Consider the following 22,975-nt stretch of genomic DNA (forward strand, 5'->3'; position numbering starts at 1 on the left):
CGCTCCTCGCGCAGCTCAGCGGGCAAGCGACGGGGGGTCCCGTCGGAGTGCACCGCCGTCGAGTGTACTTGGTGCCCGCCGGCGGCCCGCTACCATCACCTCATGGCGCCTGCACCCGACCCCTCCGAGTCGATCCCGTCACCTGCGACGTCCACCTCGGTGGCGTCGGCCGAGAAGCGGGATTCGGCGATCGGGAAGCTGTTCGCCGTCCTCCTGGCCGGCGAGTTCGCCGCCTTCCACCGGCTGATCGAGGAATCGGCGATGGCCCCGGACGTGCCCAGCCGGATCGCGATCGCCCGGATGGCGGCCTCCGAGGTCGGTCACTTCGACCGCCTCGCCGAGCGGGTGGAGGCGATGACCGGGCTGGGGGCCGCGGAGGCCGTCGAGCGTTACCGCTCGGTGTTCGACCAATACCACCGGGCGACCACGCCGAAGACCTGGTACGAAGCGCTGGTCAAGGCATATGTCGGTGACGGACTCGCGGCCGACTTCTACGCGGAACTCTCCGACATGCTGCCCCCTGACTCGCAGGCCGTGATGGCCGAGGTCATGTCGGAGACCGCCAACTCGCAGTTCGCGCGGGATCAGGTCCGGGCAGCGGTCGAAGCCGACCCGTCGATCAAATCGGCGCTCGTCCTGTGGGGCCGCCGATTGCTCGGCGAGGCCATCACACACGCACAGTGGGTCCTCGCCGCCGAAGAAGAGGTCACCGATCTGCTGTTCGCCGGAGCCAGCTCGCTGACGGGTGTCGCGGGATTCTTCGACGTCGTCGCGGGCAAACACGCCGACCGGATGGCCGACCTCGGACTCGACTGAGCCGCACCTGACCTCCCCGATCGCCGCGGTCGTGTTTCGCTCTCAGCGGAGTGCCTGTCCCGCCGTACCCCGGCTGCACTAGCCTTGTGCGGCAAGCGTTGTTAGACACCGAGGAGGGCGGCACATGGCCGTGGAAGTGAAGATCGGCATCACCGACAGCCCGCGGGAGCTGACCATCGCGTCGACCCTGACCAGCGACAAGGCCTTCGCCGAGGTCGAGGCGGCACTGGGCGGCAAGCAGCAACTGCTGTCCCTCGTGGACGACAAGGGCGCCCGCTACCTCATCCCGGTCACCAAGATCGCCTATGTCGAGGTGGGAGCATCGGAGAACCGCCGCGTCGGGTTCGGTTCCTGACGGGGCCGGAACCGGCCGCGTAGACCGACGAGAAGGGGCCTGGACGCCAGATGGCGTGCAGGCCCCTTCTCGTGTGGTCGAGTGGATTCAGGCGGTGCCGGTCACCTTCGGCCCGCTCGCTTCGCTCCCGGCGCCGGTCACATTCGGCCCGCTCGCTTCGCTCCCGGCGCCGGTCACCTCATGGTTGGCGGCCTCGGGATCGACGACGGTCGCCTGCATGTCGGCCGCGGCAGTCTGGCGCGGGAAGTGGGACAACCCGCCCCACAGGAGCGCGACCGTGGTGTCGACGGCGGTCTGCTTGTCGACCGGTCGCTTGGCCTCCAGCCAGTAGCGGGCGTTGACCTGACTGGCGCCGACGAGACCCGACGCGAGCATGCGCGAACGGTAGGGGTCGAGACCGGAGTCGTGCATCACCAGTCCGTACACCGCGTCGACACACGCCTCGGTGGCACCCTCCACCCGCCGGATGACAGCGGGGTCCGAGGCGTCGGAGGAGAAGATCAGCCGGTAGCCCGAGTTGTCCTGGTCGATGAAATCGAAGAACGCCTGGACCGCCGCACGCACGCGCCGGCGGTTGTCGGTCGTCGTCCGCAGGGCGGTGTTGACGTCGCTGACCAGCTTCTCGGCGTGTGAATCGACGACCGCGATGTACAGGTCGAGCTTGGATGGGAAGTGTTGGTACAGAACGGGTTTGCTCACTCCCGCGTGCACGGCGATCTCATCCATGCCGGCGGCGTGGTAGCCGCGTTCGACGAAGATCTCACTGGCCGCGTCGAGCAACTGCATACGTCGTGCGCTGCGCGGCAGGCGGGTGCTGCGTCCAGGCACGGCGGATGCGTTGGTTGCGGTCGACATGCCCAAGAGAGTACTCGGGGGAGCTTCTTGCGCAGTATCGGTGGTCTGCTGTGAGAAAGTTGACCGGTGAGCCGCACTGAGGACGGTGGCCCCGAGCCCGAACGCGGCCGGGTGCGTGCCAAGGACGTCGGCCCGAGATCGTCGGGACGCCCCAGACCGGACCAGCCGCTTCGAGCGCGCTGGGATCCGACCGACGACAGTGGACGTCCCCGCGTCGACCGCGATGCGCAGCCCGAATACAAGAAGCAGTCGGCGCTGGGCCGGTTCGTCTCGACCTACGGCTGGCGCGCATACGCCATCCCGGTGCTCTCGATCCTGACGATTGCGCTCATCGTCGTCACCGTCCGGGACGGCCGTACCGACGCGCTCGAGCCCGCCGCGGCCGCCAGCCCCGACTCCGCGGCCCGCAACACCGACATCAGCAAGGAGACCCGGCCGATCGGTGCGCCCACCGGCGACATCCAGGCGGCCGCGCTGCCGGCCGGGACGCTGCCCCAGGGTGGCCCGTTCACCGAGCGGGCGCGCAAGACCTTCCGGGTGCTGCGCGGCGGCGGTCCGCCCGTCGGTACCGGCGGTCAGGTGTACACCTACACGGTGGAGGTCGAGAACGGTCTCAACCCGCAGGACTACGGCGGCGATCCGACCTTCGCGAAGATGGTCGACACCACGCTGGCCAACCCGCGCAGCTGGATCGGCGACGGCCGGGTGTCCTTCCGTCGGGTCGACCGCGGCGAGCCCGACCTGCGCGTCACCCTCACCTCCACCGGCACCACCCGCGAGCTGTGCGGCTATCAGATCCGGCTGGAGACCTCGTGCTACTACCCGCCGCAGGCGCGGGTGACGCTGAACGAGGCCCGCTGGGTACGCGGTGCCCTGTCGTATCAGGGCGACGACGTCGCCTACCGCCAGTACCTCGTCAACCACGAGGTCGGGCACGGCATCGGCTACGAATCCCACGAGGCGTGTCGCGAGGACGGCGCGCTCGCGCCGATCATGATGCAGCAGTCCTTCGGCGTCGCGAACTCCGAGATCATGGCCCTCGACCCGCAGATGAAGGCCAACCGCGCCTTCGTGTGCCGGCCCAACCCGTGGCCGTTCCCCACCCGCTGACCCGGGAATGCGGCTGCGAGCCCAGCCGTTGAGTCGGGAGTCCGTAGTCAGCCTGAACAATGGAGGCGTTCGTGTCGTCGCAAGGGTCGCCCACTGGGTCGCTGCCGCCGCTGGTGGAGCCGGCCGCGGAGCTGAGCAACGAAGAGGTGGCCCGCTACAGCCGTCACCTGATCATCCCCGATGTGGGAATGGACGGTCAGAAGCGCCTGAAGAACGCCAAGGTGCTGGTGATCGGCGCCGGCGGCCTGGGTTCGCCGACGCTGCTGTACCTCGCCGCGGCGGGTGTCGGCACGATCGGCATCGTCGAGTTCGACATCGTCGACGAGTCGAACCTGCAGCGCCAGGTCATCCACGGCCAGTCCGACATCGGCCGGCCCAAGGCCGAGAGCGCGCGGGACTCCATCCTGGAGATCAACCCGTTCGTCACCGTCAATCTGCACGACCAGCGACTCGAGCCCGAGGGCGCGATCGAACTCTTCTCGCAGTACGACCTCATCCTCGACGGCACCGACAACTTCGCGACCCGGTATCTGGTGAACGACGCCGCGGTGCTCGCGCACAAGCCCTACGTGTGGGGTTCGATCTACCGATTCGAGGGTCAGGCGTCGGTCTTCTGGGAGGACGCCCCCGACGGTCGCGGGCTCAACTACCGAGATCTCTACCCGCAGGCGCCGCCGCCCGGGATGGTGCCGTCGTGCGCCGAGGGCGGCGTCCTCGGCATCCTGTGTGCCTCGATCGGCTCGATCATGGGCACCGAGGCCATCAAGCTGATCTGCGGGATCGGCGAACCCCTTCTCGGCCGTCTCATGGTGTACGACGCGCTGGACATGACCTACCGGACCATCAAGATCCGCAAGGACCCGGAGGGCGAACGCGTCGCCGGTCTCATCGACTACGACGACTTCTGCGGTGTCGTCTCCTCCGAGGCGTCCGATGCCGCGGCGGGATCGACCCTCACCGCCGTCGAGCTGAAGTCGAAGATCGACGCCGGGGAGAAGCTGGCCATCATCGACGTCCGGGAGCCGGTCGAGTGGGACATCGTCCGCATCGACGGTGCCACGCTGGTGCCCAAGGGCGACATCCTCTCCGGTGAAGGGCTCGCCAAGGTCCCACACGACCGCCCCACGGTCCTGTACTGCAAGACCGGTATCCGTTCCGCGGAGGCGCTCGCCGCGCTCAAACGGGCCGGTTTCGCCGACGCGACGCACCTTCAGGGCGGCGTGACCGCGTGGGCCAATCAGGTCGACAAGACGCTTCCGGTCTACTGATCTCGGTCATCGATCCGGGCTGCGCGCGCGATGACTGCCGCGTGCCTTCCGTGACCGGACAACCGCGCTCGGTAATCTGGCCAACGTGAACACCGTCGAGCCGCCCGAACATGTGTTGAACACATTCGGGCTCACCGCCCACCCGCCCATCGCGATGGGGGAATCGTGGGTCGGCGGGTGGCGCGTCGGCGAGGTCGTGCTGTCCCTGGTTCCCGACCACGCGCGTGCCGCGTGGTCGGCGTCGGTACGGGAGTCACTGTTCGTCGAGGGCATGCGCATCGCGCGTCCCTTCCGTGCCACCGACGGTCGGTACGTGGTCTCGGGGTGGCGTGCGGACACCTACATCGCCGGAACGCCCGAACCCAGGCACGACGAAGTGGTCCTGGTCGCCGACCGCCTCCACGAGGCGACCGCCTCGCTCGAACGGCCCCGGTTCCTGCTGCAGCCGCCGGCTCCGCCGCACACCGATGTCGATGTCTTCACCGCCGCCGACCGCGCCGCGTGGGAGGAGGTGCCGTTGCGCTCGGCCCGTGCCGCGGGGATGGCCGAGCCGACCGCACCGGACGGCGTGCAGAGCGTCGACATGCTGAAAACCCTTGCGAAACTTCGCAAGCCGGTCGATCTGCCGTCTCAGGTCGTGCACGGTGACCTCTTCGGCACGGTCCTGTTCGCGGGCGCCGCCGCCCCCGGCATCACCGACATCGTCCCGTATTGGCGGCCCGCCCCGTGGGCGGCGGCGGTCGCGGTGGTGGACGCCCTCGCCTGGGGCGGTGCCGACACCGAACTCATCCAGCGCTGGTCCGATCAGCCCGAGTGGCCGCAGATGATGCTGCGGGCGACGATGTTCCGGCTGGCCGTCCACGCCCTGCATCCGCGGTCGACCTCGGGCGCACTGCCCGGGTTGCAGCGAGTCGTCGAGCATGTACGTTTACTCGTATAACCGCAGCTCACAGCCCTGACTGACATCTGACAGGGTTCTCACACCGTCGTTGTGACGGAGTGAGGACAACGTGACCATGCGGTCACCTCGCGGAAAATCCGCGCAACACACCCCCTCCACACTTGGTCTCGAGTCGCACGACACCGGTGTCGGCGTCTTCCACGACAGCCACCACTGCACGCAGCCCTGTGCACGGCAGTGACACCACGTAGACCAGCAACCATCGGAGGCGGAGCCTTGGCATTCGCAGATCTCAGAGCACAACTGACACGGGACCACACGATCACCGACTGGGACCCGGAGGACCGGGTCGCCTGGGACAACGGCAACGCCGCGATCGCCAAACGCAACCTGATCTGGTCGGTCATCTGTGAACACGTCGGATTCTCGATCTGGTCCCTGTTCTCGGTGATGGCCCTGTTCATGGGCCCCGAGTACGGCATCAGCACGGACCAGAAGTTCGTCATCGCCGCCACCGCCACCCTGGTCGGTTCCTGTCTGCGCATCCCCTACACCCAGGCCACCGCCAGGTTCGGCGGGCGCAACTGGGCGATCTTCTCCGCCGTCGTGCTGCTCATCCCGACCGGGCTGACGATGATGCTGATGATGAACCCGGGCGAGTTCGGGTTCGGCTGGTTCCTCGCCGTCGCGGCCATCACCGGTTTCGGTGGCGGCAACTTCGCGTCGTCGATGACCAACATCAACGCGTTCTACCCACAGCGGCTCAAGGGCTGGGCGCTCGGACTCAACGCCGGCGGCGGCAACATCGGCGTGCCGGTCGTCCAGGTCATCGGTCTGCTGGTCATCTGGCTCTTCGCCGACCAGCCGGAGATCGTGTGCGCCATCTATCTCGTCGCCCTGGCCGTCGCCGGCATCGGTGCCGCCGTCTACATGGACAACCTGGACCACCAGACGGCCAGCGGCCGGGCGATGATCGACTGCCTCAAGTACCGCGACACGTGGCTGATCTGCCTGCTCTACATCGGCACGTTCGGCTCCTTCATCGGCTTCGGGTTCGCCTTCGGCCAGGTCCTCAACATCAGTTTCACCGCGGCCGGAGTGGCGAAGCCGGCGCTGGCCGCAGCGCAGATCGTCTGGATCGGCCCGCTGCTGGGCTCGGTCATCCGTCCTTACGGCGGCAAGCTGGCCGATCGCGTCGGCGGTGGCAAGGTGACGCTGTACACCTTCATCGCGATGGTCTTCTCCGCGGCGATCCTCGTCGTCGCCGGCACGATCGCCGACAACAACGGCAAGACGATCACCGGCGCCACGTTGACGGCCTTCATCATCGGCTTCATCCTGCTGTTCCTGCTCTCGGGCCTGGCCAACGGGTCGGTGTACAAGATCATTCCGACCATCTGGGAGCACAAGGCACGGACGCAGAGTGGGCTGAACTCGCTCGGGAAGACGAAGTGGTCGCGGAGCATGTCCGGCGCGCTCATCGGGATCGCCGGTGCGGCCGGGGGTCTCGGGGGCGTGGGCATCAACCTGGTGCTGCGGGCCAGCTACCAGACCAACAAGTCGGCGACGATGGCCTTCTGGGTGTTCATGCTCTTCTACGTCCTGGCGGCGGTCGTGACCTGGTGGTTCTACGCCCGGCGTCCGATCGTCCTCGCGGAGACCACCGATCTGTCGGTGGCCGGCACCCCGGAGGGTGAGGCCCGCTCCGGCGACGACGGCGCACCGACCGGTGTCGCATCCGAGGGCACCGACAAGCAGGCAACCAAGGAAGCGCTGGCCTGATCCTCACGGGTCCGGCGAGGCAAGGGAGTCAAGAGCAGTGAACAGCGAAACCGCAACGCGCACAACCAAGACAGTGGTGGTGGTGGGCCACGGCATGGTCGGTCACCGCTTCGTCCAGGCGCTCCGCGAGCGTGACGCGACCGACCGGTGGCGGATCGAGATCGTCAGCGAGGAGATCGACCCGGCGTACGACCGGGTGGGGTTGTCCTCGTATGTCGGTGCCTGGCTGAGGAACTCACTCGCACTCGAGGGCAACACGTACGTCGGTGACGACCATGTGGTGACGCATCTCGGCGAGACCGTCACCGGCATCGACCGCGAGGCACGACGGGTCGTCACCTCGAGTGGTCGCGAGATCGACTACGACGCCGTGGTTCTCGCCACCGGTTCCTACGCCTTCGTCCCGCCGGTTCCCGGGCACGACAACGACCGGTGCTTCGTCTACCGCACCCTCGACGACCTCGACGACATCCGGGCCGCGGCCGAGGCGGCCGGTCCCGGGGCGACGGGCGTGGTCGTCGGCGGCGGCCTGCTCGGACTCGAGGCCGCCAACGCCCTCAAGCTCATGGGGATGACCCCGCATGTGGTGGAGTTCGCCCCGCGTCTGATGCCGATGCAGGTCGACGACGGCGGTGGCGCGATCCTGAAGAACCTGGTGACCGGTCTCGGACTCGAGGTCCACACCGGGGTCGGTACGTCGGAGATCGCCGACGCCGAGGACGGCGGCCTGCGGGTGACGCTGTCCGACGAGTCGACGATCGACGCATCCCTGGTCGTCTTCTCGGCCGGCGTCCGGCCGCGCGATCAGCTGGCCCGCGACGCGGGGCTCGCGGTCGGCGAGCGCGGCGGCGTGCTCGTCGACGCCGGCTGTGTCACCGACGACGAGAACATCTACGCCATCGGCGAGGTCGCCGCCGTCGACGGCCGCTGCTACGGCCTCGTCGCCCCCGGATACTCGACCGCCGAAGTGGTCGCCGACCGTCTGCTCGGCGGCACGTCGGAGTTCCCCGGTGCCGACCTGTCCACGAAGCTGAAGCTCCTCGGCGTCGACGTCGCCAGCTTCGGCGATGCCTTCGGCGCCACCGAGAACGCGCTCGAGATCACCTACCACGACGCCGTCGCCGGCCGGTACGCCAAGATCGTCGTCAGCGACGACGCGACGACGCTCCTCGGCGGGATCCTGGTCGGTGACGCCTCGGCCTACGCCATGCTCAAGCCGATGGTCGGTCGGGAGATCCCGGGTGATCCGGCCGCGCTCATCGCGCCCGAGGGCGGCGCGGCGGTGGGCATGGACGCGCTGCCCGACGACGCCGAGATCTGCTCGTGCAACGGCGTCTCGAAGGGCACGATCTGTTCGGCGATCGCGGCGGGCGCGTGCGAGGTCGCCGACATCAAGAAGGCGACCTGCGCCGGGACGACGTGCGGCGGCTGCCTGCCGAGCGTCAAGCAGCTGCTCGCCGCGTCGGGTGTCGAACTGAGCAAGTCACTGTGCGATCACTTCACCCAGTCGCGCGCCGAGCTGTTCGAGATCGTCGCTGTCACGGGAATACGGACGTTCTCCGAGCTCATCGAGCGCTACGGCACCGGCCTGGGATGCGAGATCTGCAAGCCGACCGTCGCCTCGATCCTGGCGTCGACCTCCAGCGACCACATCCTCGAGGGCGAGCAGGCCGCCCTGCAGGACACCAACGACCACTTCCTGGCGAACATGCAGAAGAACGGGTCGTACTCCGTGGTGCCGCGGATGCCGGGTGGCGAGGTCACCCCCGAGCAGCTGATCGTGATCGGCGAGATCGCTCGCGACTTCGGGTTGTACACCAAGGTCACCGGCGGGCAGCGCATCGACCTGTTCGGTGCGCGGGTCGATCAGCTGCCGGAGATCTGGCGGCGCCTCGTCGACGCGGGCATGGAGTCGGGCCAGGCGTACGGCAAGAGCCTGCGCACCGTGAAGAGCTGCGTCGGCTCGACGTGGTGCCGGTACGGCGTGCAGGACTCGGTCGGCATGGCGGTGCTGCTGGAGAAGCGGTATCGCGGTCTGCGCTCGCCCCACAAGATCAAGTTCGGGGTGTCGGGATGTGCGCGCGAGTGCGCCGAGGCCCGGGGCAAGGACGTCGGCGTAATCGCCACCGAGCACGGTTGGAACCTCTACGTGGGCGGCAACGGCGGCCAGAGCCCGAAGCATGCGGTGCTGCTCGCCAGCGGAGTGGATGACGAGACCCTCGTCGCCTACATTGATCGGTACCTCATGTTCTACATCCGAACCGCCGATCGACTGCAGCGCACAGCGCCGTGGCTGGAGTCGCTCGACGGTGGCCTCGACCATCTGAAGGACGTCGTCTGCGAGGACAGCCTGGGACTCGCTGCCGAACTCGAGGACGCGATGGCCCGCCACGTCGGCGGGTACCAGGACGAGTGGGCGGCGGTACTCGCCGACGAGGACAAGCTCAAGCGGTTCGTCTCGTTCGTGAACGCACCGGATGTCGTCGATCCGACCATCCGGTTCTCCGAGTACGAACGGAAGGCGCCGGTGCTGCTCGACATGCCGTCGGTCCGACCGAATACGGACGCGTCGAGCCCGGAGGCGTCGAGCACCGAACCGGTGAGAGAAGGAGTGCCCACATGACCATCGCGCCAGGGGAGGCCGACACCATGTCCGCAGAGAGCACGTCCATCGGTACCGCTGTTGGGGCGCGCGAGGGGAGTTGGGTGCGCGCCTGTTCCATCGACGACCTGATCGTCGGTCGCGGGGCGGCCGTGCTCGGTCCCGGCGGCGTCCAGGCCGCTCTGTTCCGCCTGCCCGCCGCCGAGTCGGATCGCGAGGCGGCGCCCGGCCGTTCCCGGTTGTACGCCATCGGCAACATCGATCCCTTCGGCCGGGCCGCGGTTCTGTCGCGGGGCCTCACCGGCGATCGCGGGGGAGAGCCCACCGTCGCCTCGCCGCTGGGCAAGCAGGTCTTCGCGCTGCGGACCGGTGTCTGCCTGGACGACGAGACCGTGTCGGTCCCGAGCTACGGAGTACGCGTCGTCAACCGCATCGTCGAGGTGTTCTTCCCGGCGTGAACACCATGACCCCCACCGGTGCAGACCCCGCCGGCTCAGGCCCGCCGGACGCGGATCCGCTACCGCTCGCCGGTTTCACCATCGGCATCACCGCGGCACGGCGTGCCGAAGAATTCGCCGTGCTGCTGGAACGACGCGGTGCCGAGGTGATGCACGCCCCGACCATCCGCATCCTGCCGCTGGTCGACGACACCGAACTCGAGCGGGTGACCGAGGAACTGATCGCCAACCCGCCGGAGGTGATGGTCGCGACGACCGGTATCGGGTTCCGCGGGTGGGTCGAGGCCGCCGACGGCTGGGGCAACGCCGAAGCCGTGCTGCGGGCACTGACCGAGAGCCGGTTGATCGCCCGTGGTCCGAAGGCCAAGGGCGCGATCCGGGCGGCGGGTCTGCGCGAGGAGTGGTCGCCGGAGAGCGAGTCCTCCTCGGAGGTGCTCGACCGGTTGCTGGAAGAGGGCGTCGACGGCGTGCGGATCGCCGTCCAATTGCACGGCGCCACCAGTGAATGGGAACCGCTGCCGGATTTCTGCACGGTGCTGCGCGCCGCCGGCGCCGAGGTGGTGCCCATCCCGGTGTACCGGTGGAACATGCATCCCGACGTGGCGCGCATCGACAAGATGATCGCGGCCGTGCTCCGCGGCGATCTCGACGCGATCACCTTCACCAGTGCACCCGCGGCGGCGTCGATCCTGACCCGCGCCAAGGAGCTGGGCAAGCTGCAACAGTTCATCCACGCGTTGCGGACCGCGGTGCCGGTCATGTGTGTCGGTTCGGTGACCGCCAGTCCGCTGGAGGCGCTGCAGATCCCGACGATCTACCCGCGCCGGTTCCGGCTCGGTGCACTCGCGCGTCTGATCACCGACGAACTGCCACGCCGTAGCCATCTGCTGCGGGTCGCCGGCCACGACACCGCCATCCGCGGACAGGCCGTGGTGGTCGACGGTGAGCTCCGCGAGATGTCGGCGACGAGTCTGCTCCTGCTCAAGCTGCTGGCCCGTAACCCGGGTCGCGTGGTCTCCCGGCAGGAGCTGCTCGCGGGGTTGCCCGGCGACAGCTCCGACACCCATGCGGTCGAGGTCGCCGTCGCGCGACTCCGTGCCGCGCTGGGGGATTCGAAGATGGTGCAGACCGTGGTCAAACGTGGGTACCGACTGGCCGTCGACCTCGAGTACGACGCCGACGACGAGTGAGAAGGAAGCGAGAACACATGCACGACAACCATGTACGGCTTCCGCACGGTGACCGGTTGCAGGGGTACAGCCCGGTCCTGGTCGCGCACGGGACCCGTAATCCGCAGGGGGTCTCGGTGATCGCCCAGATCGCGGAGGCCGTCAGCGAGCGGATCGGACTCACCCGCACCGCGTTCGTCGACGTCCTCGGGCCGACACCGAGTGAGGTCATCGCCGACCTGGATCGTCCCGCCGTCCTGGTCCCGGCGTTCCTCGCCTCGGGATATCACGTCCGCAAAGACCTACCCGAACACGTCGCGGCCGCCGGCCGGGACGACACCGTGGTCACCCGGGCGCTCGGACCCGACCCGGCCATCGCCTCGGTCGCGCGACTCCGCCTGGCCGAAGCGGGGTGGGAACCGGGCGACGCGGTCGTGCTCGCCGCCGCCGGTTCGTCGGACGAGAGTGCCTGTGGTCAGGTGCATCTGGCTGCCCGGCAACTGGAATCGCTCATCGGTGGGCGGGTCGAGGTCGGGTTCATCACGACGGCGACGCCCAGTGTGCCCGACGCCGTGGAGCGGGCCCGGCGTACGGGCCGCCGAGTCGTGATCGCGAGCCACCTCCTCGCCCCGGGGTTGTTCCACCAGCGTCTGGGCACCTACGGTGCGGACGCCGTCGCCGCACCCCTGGGACCGGACCCGCGGATCGTCGACCTGATCGTGACGCGGATGCGCGCGGCGATCAGTCCGTACCGGCGGACCGCCGCGGCCCGTCTGAGGTAGGCAACTCCTCACGAGGCGGCGTCCAGCGGCACTCCCGCAGTCGGATCCGCCCGTCGGTGATCGGAACACCCTCCGCCCGTAGGCGTTCCAGTTGCCGGGTCGCGAGGTGAGCCGCCGGCCGGCCGTCGGCGGGCACCACGCGGTGCCAGGGCAGGTCGGCGGTGTCGGTCCGCATGATCCAGCCGACGATCCGAGGGCTGGACAGTCCGGCTGCCCCCGCCAGGTCACCGTAGGTGCTCACCTGGCCCACCGGGATCGCCGACACCAGTGCGCGGACCCGTTCCACCTGCTCGTCGGTGATGGACGCCATCGGCGCAGACCTCCCATCGTTCTCGTCGGGCCCGTCCCGCCGGGCCGCCGTGACCGATCCGCGCTACAGCAGCGATCGGATCAGGGTGGCGCTGAGCCCGGGTTCGAGGAACGGCACCATGTGCCCGCAGTCGGCGTGGTGGACGGTGACCTCGGCACCGCGTTCACTCGCGCAGGCATCCAGGAAGGCCGGCCGCACGAACGGAGGCTGGACCTGGTCGGCGACCACCACATGGGTCGGTGTGCCGGGCGGCGGAAGAACTGCGGGTCTTGCCATCTCACTCCACGACGCCGCCGCGGCCGGGGCGCTGACCCGCCAGCCGACCCGCCCCCGCGGCCGCGGGACGAGATGCTCGGCGAGCTCGGCCTCCATGAGCGGGTCGGGAACGGCGGCCCAGCCCTCGGCGCGTTTCGCCGAGCGGGCGGCGTCGGCGTCGGCGTAGTCCCAGTTGTCGAGACTGTCGGTGGCCACCTCGAGGGCGAACTCGGGGTCGAGGCCCTGCGCGGGATCGAGCAGCACCAGACCCTTGACCGCGTCCGGGCGGCGGTTGGCCAGGTGCAGGGCCAGTGCGCCGCCGAAGGAGTGACCCACGACGACGACCGGTTGCTCGTCGGCGGGGATGTGGTCGTCGATCACCGCGGACAGCGCCCGCACCTGGTGTTCGATGCTCCATGGCGGGCGCCACGGTGACCGGCCGTGACCGATCAGGTCCGGCGCGACGAGCCGGACACCGGGGAGGTGCTGGGCCAGCGCTGCCCAGCGACGGCCGTGGCCGGTGAGCCCGTGGATGGCGAGAACCGCAGGACCGCTGCCGAAGACATGGGTGTTGAGAGCTGCCACCCGTCCATCCTGCCGTACGGCGCACGGCGGGAACCGATGCAGGTGGCGGACGGGAACCGACGCAGGTGGCGGCGCCTCGCCGAGGGCGTCGGTGGGCCATGATTCGATGGGTGCATGAGTCGGAGACCGGGCGCCCAGACCTCGCGCAGCGCGCTGCGTGCGCGACTGGTCGCGGCGCCCGACTCGACGGATCGGCCGCGGCACTGGCCGCCCTCGGTGGCCGCGGTCATCGAGCCGCCCACCAGCCGCCCGGCCGACGAGGAGCAGGCCTGGCGTCCGGTGCGCGTGCACGGCGGCCCGGGGAGCGGGAAAACGGCGCTGATCGTCGACGCCGCGGTGGCCCGCCTGCTCGACCCGGCCACCGATCCGGAGTCCGTTCTCGTCCTGGCGTCCAGCCGGCGCGCGGCCGTCGCCTTGCGCGAGGAGATCACCCGGCGCGTCCTCTCCGCCGGGTCGAGCGGCCGACGGGTTCTCGGCGGTGCCCTGCGCGAGCCGCTCGTGCGGACCGTGCATTCCTACGCCTTCGCGATCCTGCGCCTGCAGGCCCAGGCCCACAACAATCCGCCGCCACGGCTCATCACGGGTTCCGAACAGGACGTCGTCCTGCGCGAGCTCCTCGCCGGCGACATCGAGGACGGCGCGGGTTACTGGCCGGCTCACCTGCGGCCCGCGCTGGGCACCGACGGTTTCGCCCAGGCGCTGCGCGACCTGATGATGCGCGCCGCCGAGCGCGGCGTGGGTCCCGAAGAGCTTGCCGCGCTCGGCCGTACACACAAGCGGCCGGAGTGGACCGCGGCAGCTCGCGCGTACGCGCAATACGAGCAGAACATGCTGCTGCGCGGGGCGGTCGGTCTCGAGACGCCGGGTGCCTCGGCGCCCGCCGTCGACGCGGCCGAGCTGATCGGGTCGGCGCTGTCGGCGTTCGCCACCGATCCCGACCTCCTGAGCGGCGAGCGCCGCCGCATCCGGCACCTGCTGGTCGACGATGCGCAACATCTCGATCCGCAAGCGGCGCAGCTCATCACGCTGGTCGGGACCGGAACCCTCTCGACGATCATCGCCGCCGACACCGACCAGTCCGTGTTCGGGTTCCGGGGTGCGAGTCCGCGCTTCGCCGACGGGCTGGCCGAACCCGGCAGCCCGCTCGACATCCTGCTCGAGGACGACTTCCGCGCCCGGCCCGAGCTGTCCCGGCTCGGGCGCGCGATCGCCGCCCGGTTGCCCGGCGCCCGCCCGCATCCCTACCCCCAGCCGGTCACCGATGTGGTTGCGGCCGAACCGGAGTCGGAGGTGCCAGGCCCCGCGAACGCGGGTGGCGTGGCCGCTGTACGGGTCTACGGGTCCGCGGCCAAGGAGGCCACCGCCATCGCCGATCTGCTGCGGCGTGCTCATCTCTTCGACGAGGTGCCGTGGTCGCAGATGGCGGTCGTCGTGCGGTCGGTGTCGCTGGCGCTGCCGCCCCTGCGCCGAGCCTTCCGGTCCGCGGGTGTACCCCTGACGACGCCCGCGAGTGACCTGCCGCTGCATCGGCAACGTGCCGTCATCGGTCTGATGCTGGTGCTGCGCGCTGTCGCCGCGCGCGCGGCGGCCCCGACATCGCCGGCCACGCACCCGGCGGACACGCTCACCGTCGACCCACCGGTCCCCGAGCCGTCCTCGACCGACCTCTTCACCACCGAGGACACGCTCACGCTGCTCTCCGGTCCCATCGGCGCGGCCGACCCGGGATCGATGCGCCGGTTACGACGCGGTGTGCGACGCCTCGACGACGCCGACGACCCGGCGGGACAACCGGATTCGCTGACATCGCTGACCCGCGCGATCCGCGACCCCGAGGTCGGCGCGCGCTATCGCCGCCGACTCACCGAGACCGAGGCGGCGCCACTGGCCCGTGTGCTCGACGTCGTCGGCGCGGCCCAACGGGTCCACGACGCGCGGCGCGGGATCGAGGAGACCCTGTGGGCGGCGTGGCAGGCCACCGGGCTCGAGCGACGGTGGGCGGCCTCGGCGGTTCGCGGCGGTCCGGCCGGCGAGCAGGCCGACCGCGACCTCGACGCCGTCATGGCGATGTTCGAGTCCGCCGCCGACTTCACCGACACGCTGCCCGCGGCCGGGCCGGCCGGGTTCGTGCACTACCTGTCCCAGCTACAGATCCCGCGCGATACCCGGACGGCCACCGCGGCAACCGAATCGGTGACGGTGCTCTCCGCGCACGCCGCAGTGGGGCGCGAGTGGGAGGTCGTCGCCGTTGCGGGCGTCCAGGACGGACTGTGGCCGTCGCTGCGCAGCCGTGGCGGCGTTCTGGCCACCGGGCAGCTCGTCGACATCCTCGACGGCATGGACGCCGACGCCGTGGACACCGTCGCCCGCGGGGCGACCGCACTCGCCGACGAGCGCCGGCTGTTCCTCGTCGCCTGTACCCGGGCGCGCAGCCGGCTGCTCGTGACCGCGGTCGAGGACGGCAGCGGCGACGCGTCACCGTCGCGCTTCATCACCGAACTCGCCGACCTGGTGGGCGATGTCGACGATCCGGCCGAGTCGGCCCGCGCCGAGGTCCGGCTCGATCCCGGCGTCGACCGGGTGCTCTCGCTGCCCTCATTGGTCGCGACGCTGCGATCGGCGGTGATCGCCGGAGCCGACGAACCCGACGCGCCCCGGACGAAGGCCGCAGCGCGGCTGCTGGCCGAGCTGGCCGACTCCGACATCCCGGGTGCGCATCCGCGTGACTGGTTCGGGCTCGCCGCACCCAGCACCGACGATCCGCTGTGGACGCCGGAGTCGGGGCCGCTGACCCTCTCGCCGTCGAATGTCGATGCGCTGACCCGTTGTTCGTTGCGGTGGGTTCTCGAACGCAACGGCGGGCGCGACGGCGACGGCACCCCGGCACTGACCGGCAGCCTCGTGCACACGCTGGTCCAGGCGGTCGCCGGGCAACTCGACCCGGCCGAGGTCACCGCTGCCCTCCGCGACATCTGGGAACGTGTCGACACCGGGGCGGGCTGGTACTCGGCCCGCGAGCTCGAGCGCGCCGAGGGCATGCTCGGGCACTTCCGGGAGTGGCTGCGCATCTCGCGCTCCGAACTCGAGGAGGTGGGCGTCGAACTGCCCGTCGACGCGACGATTCCCGCCGACCCCGACTCGGACCCCGACGAGCTCGCGGTCCGCCTGCGCGGACGCGTCGACCGCCTCGAGACCGACGCCGAGGGCAGGCCGGTCGTGGTCGACGTGAAGACCTCCAAGAACCCCATCACGAAAGCCGACGCCGACGAGCACGCCCAGATGGCGGCGTATCAAGTGGCGCTGGCGCACGGCGGGGTACCGGAGTTCGGCGACACCCCGCCCGGCGGCGCGCGACTGGTCTACGTGTCCACCGCTAACCGCAATTCCGGTGCGGCCGAACGGGTTCAGGCGCCGCTCACGCCCGAGTTGCTCGACGAATGGATCGGGGTGGTGCGCCGCGCGGCCCGGGCCAGTATCGGCCCGACGTACAGCGCGACACCCAATCCCGGCTGTGTGCACTGCAACCTCACCACCAGTTGTCCCGCACAGATTCCGGGGAAGGCGGTGACCGATGACTGATCTGCAGGACCGGACCGACCGGCCGATCGTCGGGGCGAAGTCGCTGGCGGCGGCACTGGGACTGCCCGACCCCACGCCCGAGCAGGTCGCGGTGATCGAGGCGCCGATGGAACCGATGCTCGTCGTGGCCGGCGCGGGTGCGGGCAAGACCGAGACGATGGCCTCGCGCGTCGTGTGGCTGGTGGCCAACCAGCTCGTGGCCCCCGACGAGATCCTCGGGCTCACGTTCACGCGCAAAGCCGCCAGTGAACTCGGCGCCCGCATCCGGCGGCGGCTCTCGATGCTCGCCGGGTCGCCCGCGCTGCGCAACTGGGATCCCGACGGCGCGTTGGCCGCCCGCCTGCGCGGTGCCGACCCCGAGGTGAGCACCTACCACGCCTATGCCGGTCGGTTGATCGCCGACTACGGGCTGCTTCTCCCGGTGGAACCGTCGTCGACGCTGCTCACCGAGACCGAACTCTGGCAGCTGGCGTTCTCACTCGTCTCCGCGTGGCCGGGCGAACTGAACACCAAGAAGGTGCCGGCGAGCGTCACCGAGGCGGTCCTCAAGCTGTACGGCGAGATGTCCGAACACCTCGTCGACATCGCCGACCTCGCGCAGGCGGGCTCGACGCTGTACGACCTCGTCGACACCCTCCCGAAGGGTCCCAAGCAGCGCGACAAGCCGACGCAGGCGCTGCTGAAGGTCCAGGAGGTCATCGACGAACGGCGGGAGCTGATCCCGATGGTGATCGCGCTCGGTGAGACGATGCGGGCGCAGTCCGCGCTCGACTTCGGCAGCCAGATGTCGCTCGCGGCACGGCTGGTGGTGTCCAACCCCGAAGTCGTCACCGCCGAACGCACCGCCTTTCGCGCGGTCCTGCTCGACGAGTACCAGGACACCGGTCACTCGCAACGGGTGCTCCTGTCGACGCTGTTCGGCGGGCACGGGCGCGCCCCGGTCGCGGTCACCTCGGTCGGCGATCCCATCCAGTCCATCTACGGGTGGCGGGGCGCTTCGGCGGCCAACCTGCCGCGATTCGCCCGCGACTTCCCGCGTCCCGACGGGACCCCGGCCCGGCGCCTGGAACTCCTCACCAGCTGGCGGAACGCGGCCCAGGGATTGCGGCTGGCCAATCAGATCTCCGAGGAGCTCCGCCGCCGCGGTATCCCGGTCAGCGTGCTGCGGCCCCGTCCCGACGCCCCCCACGGAACGGCGACGATCGCGCTGACCGAGACCGTCGTCGACGAGCGGAACTTCATCGCCGATGCGATCGAGGAACGCTACCGCGCGGCCGAGGCCGCGGACGTGCCGCCGCCGACCACCGCGATCCTGGTGCGCCGCAACGAGGATTCGGCGCCGCTGGCCGCCGAACTCGAGAGCCGGGGCATCCCCACCGAGGTGGTGGGCATCGGCGGGCTGCTGCATGTTCCTGAGATCGAGGACATCGTCGCGACGCTGCGCGTGATGGCCGACCCGATGGCCGGGACCGCGGTGATGCGTCTGCTCACCGGGGCCCGCTGGCGGCTGGGCGCCAAGGACCTGGCCGCGCTCTGGCGCCGGGCCACCACTCTGGCGGCGGAGAGTTTCGCCGAGGCGGGCGGCGTCGTCACCAGCAGGGAGGCGCTCGACGCTGCTCTCGACGCCGTGCTGCCCACCGAGATCGTGGACCGGGCAGGCATCGCCGACGCTGTCGTCGACCCGGGCGAACCCACCGACTACAGCCCCGAGGGCTACGCGCGCATCCGGGCGTTCGGTGCGCAACTCGAGTCATTGCGGCGCCGTATCGGACAGCCGCTTCCCGAACTGGTCGCCGACGTGGAGAACACGATCGGGGTCGGCGTCGAGGCGCAGATCCGGGCGCGCCGCATGCGGGGCGCGATCACCGGCCGCGAGCATCTCGATGCCTTCGCCGACTACGTCAGCCACTACGCCGATCGCCCGGGCGCGAACCTGCCCGGGCTGCTGGCGTTCCTCGACGCCGCCGAGACCATCGAGAAGGGCCTGGAACCGGGACGCATCGAGGTGGCCGAACAGCGTGTGCAGATCCTCACCGTGCATGCCGCCAAAGGGCTCGAATGGGATGTCGTCGCGATCCCGCATCTGGCGAAGGGGATCTTCCCCAGCGCCAAGGCCGACACCACCTGGCTGGGCAGCGCGCGCGAGCTCCCGGCCGACCTGCGCGGTGATCTGGCCATCCCGGCGGAGGCGGCCGATGGTGCGCCGGAAGGGTTTCCGGTTCTGAAGATCGACACGGTCGCCGACCGCAAACAACTCGAGGACGCCCTGACCGACCACAAGGCCGCGATCGGCGAACGGCGACTCGAGGAGGACCGACGGCTGCTGTACGTCGCCCTCACCCGTGCGCGGCACGACCTGCTGGTCTCGGCACATCACTGGTCGGAGACCGGTGACCGACCACGCGGCGGATCGGACTTCTTCGACGAGCTCATGGTCGGCATCGACGAGGCCATCGCCGACCCCAGCGTCGACTCGACCGGCCTGTCGACAGCGGTACGCGTGCCGCCGCCCGAGCCGGACAGCCCGAACCCGTTGGCCGAGCGCGCGATCGCGGCGCCGTGGCCGCGCGATCCGCTCGCCGGCCGCCGTGACTCGGTACAGCGGGCGGCCGACCTGGTCACCGACGCCATCGCCACCCGTGCAGCGCCCGCGCTGTTCGACGCACCGGCGGCCGACCCGGAGTCCGCCACTGCGCCGCCGCCCGATCCGACGGACGAGATCGGCGCCTGGGAGGCCGAGGTGTCGGCCCTGCTCGCCGAGCACCACCAGGCGAATCAGGCACTCGTCGAGGTGTCGCTGCCGACCCACCTGTCCGTCAGCCAGCTGGTCGAACTCGACGCCGACGAAGCCGAGTTCGCTCGTCGGTTGCGCCGCCCGACACCGTTCCGGCCCAACCCGATGGCCCGGCGCGGCACTGCGTTCCACGCCTGGGTGGAACGGTGGTTCGGCGCGACACGACTCCTCGACATCGACGAATTGCCCGGCGCCGCAGACGCAACCGCGAGCCCGGACGCCGATCTCGAGGAACTGCGGGCAGCATTCCTCTCCTCGCCCTGGGCGAATCGCAGTCCCACGGAGGTGGAGGTGCCCTTCGAGACCGTCATCGGCGGGATCGTGGTGCGCGGGCGGATCGACGCGGTGTTCGCCGAGAAGGACGGTTCGTGGACGGTCGTCGACTGGAAGACCGGTGTGATCCCCGAACCCGCCCGTCGGGAATCGCTGTTCATCCAGCTCGCCGCGTACCGCCTGGCATGGGCGCAACTGGCCGGGGTGGAGGCGACCAAGGTCCGGGCCGCCTTCCACTATGTGCGCGACGGGCGCACGCTGGAGGCCGACGACCTGCCCGACGAGGCGACCCTGGCCGCCAAGCTCGCCCGATGAGCCGAGCGGTGACGGGAGGGGAGTCCCGCCAGATGAGTTGCGCGGCGCCGCGGTGGGCTACATTGCAGCGTGTGAGCGAACTCGACGAGCGCGAGCGCGCCGGTGGCTAGCCGCCTGCGCCGACGCTTCGGCGGTACCGATCTGGTCAACCGGCCCGACCATGCACTGGTCGGCGTCGTCCGGATCCCCGAACTCCAGCAGAGTCCGAGCCGGGCGATCGGCCGACGCGTCTTCTGGGCGACCCTGGCGCTGTTGTTCACCTCGGTCGTGGTCTGGCTGGATCGCGCCGGGTATCGCGACGCTCAGGACAACGAGCTGTCCTACCTGGATGCGCTCTACTACTCCGCGGTGACCCTCTCCACGACGGGCTACGGCGACATCACGCCGATCACGCCGTTCGCCCGTTTCATCAACCTCGTCATCATCACGCCGTTGCGCGTGCTGTTCCTGATCGTGCTGATCGGCACCACCCTCGAGGTGCTCACCGAACGGTCTCGGCAGGCGCTCAAGATCCAGCGTTGGAGGAATACCGTGCGCAATCACACCGTGGTCATCGGTTACGGCACCAAGGGCCGCACCGCGGTGGATGCCATGCGGGGTGACGGCATCAAGCCCTCCGAGATCGTCGTGGTCGACGCCGATGCCACCGTGCTCGAGGCGGCCGCCTCCGACGGACTGGTCACCGTGCGCGGCGACGCCACGAAGTCGGATGTGCTGCGGTTGGCCGGCGTGGCCCACGCCGCGAGCATCGTCGTGGCCACCAGCCGCGACGACACCGCGGTCCTCGCCACGCTCACCGCCCGCGAACTCAACCCGCGGGCGAAGATCGTCGCGTCGATCCGGGAGTCGGAGAACACCCACCTGATGCGGCAGTCCGGTGCCAACTCGGTGGTGGTCTCGTCGGAGACCGCCGGCCGCCTGCTCGGCATCGCCACGATGACCCCGTCGGTGGTCGAGGTGATCGAGGATCTTCTGACCCCGGACGCCGGTTACGCCATCGCCGAGCGCGAGGTCGATCCCACCGAGACGGGTGGATCGCCCGCCCACACCCGTGACATCGTCCTCGGCGTCGTGCGCAACGGCGTGCTGCACCGCGTCGATGACAGCGAGGTCGAGCAGATCGAGGTCGGCGACCGCCTGTTGTATGTCCGCAAGAGTCCCAACGACGACTGACCGACCCGCCGCATCCGAGAAAGGCTTGTGCGACAGTGCATTTCGAGTTGCCTGAACCGCCCCTGCTGTCGCGCGCGGTGTTCGACCGCGCGGACGCGATCCGCGACGACGCGCAGCGGATGGCTGCCGGCTGGCCGACGGCGAAGGTGTTGCTGATCGACGCGGCCGGTCGCTACCCGGTCACCGATGCCGGTGCGCTGCACTGGGTCGCCGCCACCACCGTGGCGGAGGCTCCGCCCGCCGACGCGGTCATCCTCGGCTTCGACGCGGCCGACGGTGGGGCCGATCTGTGGACGCGTCGCGTGCACCACATCGACGGGCCGACCGACGACGCCCGGCGCGGTGCGACGCGACTGTCGGCCGACGAGGCGGGCCTGCTCGCCACCGCGCTGGGAATCCTGAACTGGCACGAGACCGCTCGGCATTCGCCGGTCGACGGTTCTCTCACCCAGCCCGCGCGCGGCGGCTGGGTCCGGCGCAGCGTCGACTCCGGACGCGACGAGTTCCCGCGTACCGACCCGGCGATCATCACCGTCGTCCACGACGGCGCCGACCGCATCCTGCTCGGCCGGCAGGCGGTGTGGCCGGACGGTTGGTATTCGACGCTGGCCGGTTTCGTCGAGCCGGGGGAGTCGCTCGAACAGTGCGTGCTGCGCGAGGTGCACGAGGAAGTCGGCATCGTGGTGCGCGAACCGCGCTACCTGGGCAGCCAGCCCTGGCCGTTCCCGCGGTCGCTCATGCTGGGTTTCGCTGCGATCGGTGACCCGGCCGACGAACTGGCCTTTCTCGACGGCGAGATCGGCGACGCGCAGTGGTTCCACCGCGACGAGGTCCGGGATGCCCTCGCCCGCGGCGACGGCTGGTCGCGCGCCGAGGCGCCGGGTGCCGACGACGCCGACCGTCTGCGACTGCCCGGGTCCATCTCCATCGCGCGTTCGATGATCGAGGCCTGGGCAGCCGGCTAGACGGGCCGACCGATCACCGCTCCGTGAGGAGCCCCCCGAGCTTGCGGAACGACCGACCCCTGCTCGCCGAGGAAGCGCCCGGAGCCTGCGGGGGCGACCGACCCCTGCTCCCTAATCCGAAAGAACCGGATAATCCCTGCTCCCTGAGGAGCGCCCGGAGCTTGCGGAGGGCGCGTCACGAAGGGTCTGGTGACCGAGGTTGCGACCCTTCGTGACGCTCGCAAGCTCGCTCCTCAGGGAGCGGGGGTGAGGTTCGCGACGCGGAGCGGGGTTCTCGCGTGGACGAACCCCGAAGGGCACGCGAGACGGCCCGGTGCGTCTCAGACGCCCAGCTTGGCCTTGACGTCGGCGATCGACGGATTGGTCGCGGTGGTGCCGTCGGCGTAGAGCACGGTGGGCACCACGTGATTGCCGCCGTTGACACTGCCCACGAATTCGGCGGCGTCGGGGTTCAGCTCGATGTCGATCTCCTGCCAGCTGATGCCGCTGCTCTTCAGGCCGCGCTTGAGACGGGCGCAGAATCCGCACCACGACGTCGTGTACATGGTCAGTTCGCCGATGTCGGAGGTGCGGGCGCCGGCCTCGTCGTCGATCACGTTGCTCATGGGTCCCATAACACCATGTCGGG

18 protein-coding genes are annotated in these 22,975 nt (G+C 70.1%); 14 read left to right on the forward strand and 4 right to left on the reverse strand.

Annotated elements, in window-relative coordinates:
• Nucleotides 1–102 precede the first annotated feature (102 nt).
• The gene (locus tag CA982_RS20530) at nucleotides 103–816 is read left to right on the forward strand and encodes a ferritin-like fold-containing protein (protein ID WP_086537090.1); all 714 of its coding nucleotides are present in this window, start codon (nucleotides 103–105) and stop codon (nucleotides 814–816) included.
• Nucleotides 817–940: 124 nt separating this feature from the next.
• Entirely contained in the window at nucleotides 941–1,171 is a 231-nt protein-coding gene (locus CA982_RS20535) for a DUF3107 domain-containing protein (protein WP_004023442.1), read from the forward strand.
• An 87-nt stretch (nucleotides 1,172–1,258) separates the two neighbouring features.
• On the opposite strand, the gene fasR is transcribed toward CA982_RS20535, so the two are convergent.
• Nucleotides 1,259–2,026 (reverse strand): HTH-type transcriptional activator FasR, encoded by a 768-nt coding sequence (gene fasR / locus CA982_RS20540; RefSeq protein WP_086537091.1) that lies wholly within the window; start codon nucleotides 2,024–2,026, stop codon nucleotides 1,259–1,261.
• A 66-nt stretch (nucleotides 2,027–2,092) separates the two neighbouring features.
• On the opposite strand from fasR, the gene CA982_RS20545 reads away from it, so the two are divergent.
• The 8 genes from CA982_RS20545 (at nucleotide 2,093) to CA982_RS20580 (ending at nucleotide 12,098) form a co-directional block, all read left to right on the forward strand.
• Nucleotides 2,093–3,136, forward strand: a complete 1,044-nt coding sequence (locus tag CA982_RS20545) for a DUF3152 domain-containing protein (RefSeq protein WP_086537092.1) — start codon at nucleotides 2,093–2,095, stop codon at nucleotides 3,134–3,136.
• A gap of 59 nt (nucleotides 3,137–3,195) precedes the next feature.
• Nucleotides 3,196–4,404 (forward strand): adenylyltransferase/sulfurtransferase MoeZ, encoded by a 1,209-nt coding sequence (moeZ, locus tag CA982_RS20550; protein WP_010843933.1) that lies wholly within the window; start codon nucleotides 3,196–3,198, stop codon nucleotides 4,402–4,404.
• Nucleotides 4,405–4,489: 85 nt separating this feature from the next.
• Nucleotides 4,490–5,344: a TIGR02569 family protein gene (locus CA982_RS20555; RefSeq protein WP_004023438.1), complete on the forward strand. Its 855-nt coding sequence runs from the start codon at nucleotides 4,490–4,492 to the stop codon at nucleotides 5,342–5,344.
• 237 nt (nucleotides 5,345–5,581) lie between these two features.
• Entirely contained in the window at nucleotides 5,582–7,087 is a 1,506-nt protein-coding gene (locus tag CA982_RS20560) for a nitrate/nitrite transporter (protein WP_086537093.1), read from the forward strand.
• A gap of 37 nt (nucleotides 7,088–7,124) precedes the next feature.
• Nucleotides 7,125–9,710, forward strand: coding sequence for a nitrite reductase large subunit NirB (gene nirB, locus CA982_RS20565; RefSeq protein ID WP_086537094.1), 2,586 nt, complete (start codon nucleotides 7,125–7,127; stop codon nucleotides 9,708–9,710).
• Nucleotides 9,707–10,147 carry a nitrite reductase small subunit NirD gene (locus tag CA982_RS20570; RefSeq protein WP_086537095.1) on the forward strand — a complete coding sequence of 147 codons (441 nt, stop codon included), beginning with the start codon at nucleotides 9,707–9,709 and terminating at the stop codon, nucleotides 10,145–10,147. The genes nirB and CA982_RS20570 overlap by 4 nt, the downstream gene beginning before the upstream one ends.
• 5 nt (nucleotides 10,148–10,152) lie before the next feature.
• Nucleotides 10,153–11,337 carry a uroporphyrinogen-III synthase gene (locus CA982_RS20575; protein WP_208618046.1) on the forward strand — a complete coding sequence of 395 codons (1,185 nt, stop codon included), beginning with the start codon at nucleotides 10,153–10,155 and terminating at the stop codon, nucleotides 11,335–11,337.
• 17 nt (nucleotides 11,338–11,354) lie between these two features.
• Nucleotides 11,355–12,098, forward strand: a complete 744-nt coding sequence (locus CA982_RS20580; RefSeq protein ID WP_086537097.1) for a sirohydrochlorin chelatase — start codon at nucleotides 11,355–11,357, stop codon at nucleotides 12,096–12,098.
• Here CA982_RS20580 and CA982_RS20585 read toward each other — a convergent pair.
• Complete coding sequence (locus CA982_RS20585) at nucleotides 12,058–12,408, reverse strand: MGMT family protein (RefSeq protein ID WP_086537098.1); 351 nt, start codon at nucleotides 12,406–12,408, stop codon at nucleotides 12,058–12,060. The genes CA982_RS20580 and CA982_RS20585 overlap by 41 nt on opposite strands.
• Before the next feature lie 63 nt (nucleotides 12,409–12,471).
• Nucleotides 12,472–13,248 carry an alpha/beta fold hydrolase gene (locus CA982_RS20590; RefSeq protein ID WP_086537116.1) on the reverse strand — a complete coding sequence of 259 codons (777 nt, stop codon included), beginning with the start codon at nucleotides 13,246–13,248 and terminating at the stop codon, nucleotides 12,472–12,474.
• A 114-nt stretch (nucleotides 13,249–13,362) separates the two neighbouring features.
• On the opposite strand from CA982_RS20590, the gene CA982_RS20595 reads away from it, so the two are divergent.
• The 4 genes from CA982_RS20595 to nudC all read left to right on the forward strand — a co-directional run bounded on the left by CA982_RS20595 (nucleotide 13,363) and on the right by nudC (nucleotide 22,347).
• A complete protein-coding gene (locus tag CA982_RS20595) occupies nucleotides 13,363–16,827 on the forward strand; it encodes an ATP-dependent helicase (RefSeq protein ID WP_086537099.1) in 3,465 nt (1,154 codons plus the stop codon).
• Entirely contained in the window at nucleotides 16,820–20,209 is a 3,390-nt protein-coding gene (locus tag CA982_RS20600; RefSeq protein ID WP_086537100.1) for an ATP-dependent helicase, read from the forward strand. The genes CA982_RS20595 and CA982_RS20600 overlap by 8 nt, the downstream gene beginning before the upstream one ends.
• Before the next feature lie 102 nt (nucleotides 20,210–20,311).
• Nucleotides 20,312–21,382 carry a potassium channel family protein gene (locus CA982_RS20605; protein WP_086537101.1) on the forward strand — a complete coding sequence of 357 codons (1,071 nt, stop codon included), beginning with the start codon at nucleotides 20,312–20,314 and terminating at the stop codon, nucleotides 21,380–21,382.
• Between the two features lie 35 nt (nucleotides 21,383–21,417).
• Entirely contained in the window at nucleotides 21,418–22,347 is a 930-nt protein-coding gene (gene nudC, locus CA982_RS20610; RefSeq protein ID WP_086537102.1) for an NAD(+) diphosphatase, read from the forward strand.
• A gap of 320 nt (nucleotides 22,348–22,667) precedes the next feature.
• Here nudC and CA982_RS20615 read toward each other — a convergent pair whose 3' ends face one another.
• Nucleotides 22,668–22,952 (reverse strand): mycoredoxin, encoded by a 285-nt coding sequence (locus CA982_RS20615; RefSeq protein ID WP_086537103.1) that lies wholly within the window; start codon nucleotides 22,950–22,952, stop codon nucleotides 22,668–22,670.
• Nucleotides 22,953–22,975: the final 23 nt, after the last annotated feature.

The sequence above is a fragment of the Gordonia lacunae genome (assembly GCF_002149015.1).
GTDB classification, from domain to species: domain Bacteria; phylum Actinomycetota; class Actinomycetes; order Mycobacteriales; family Mycobacteriaceae; genus Gordonia; species Gordonia lacunae.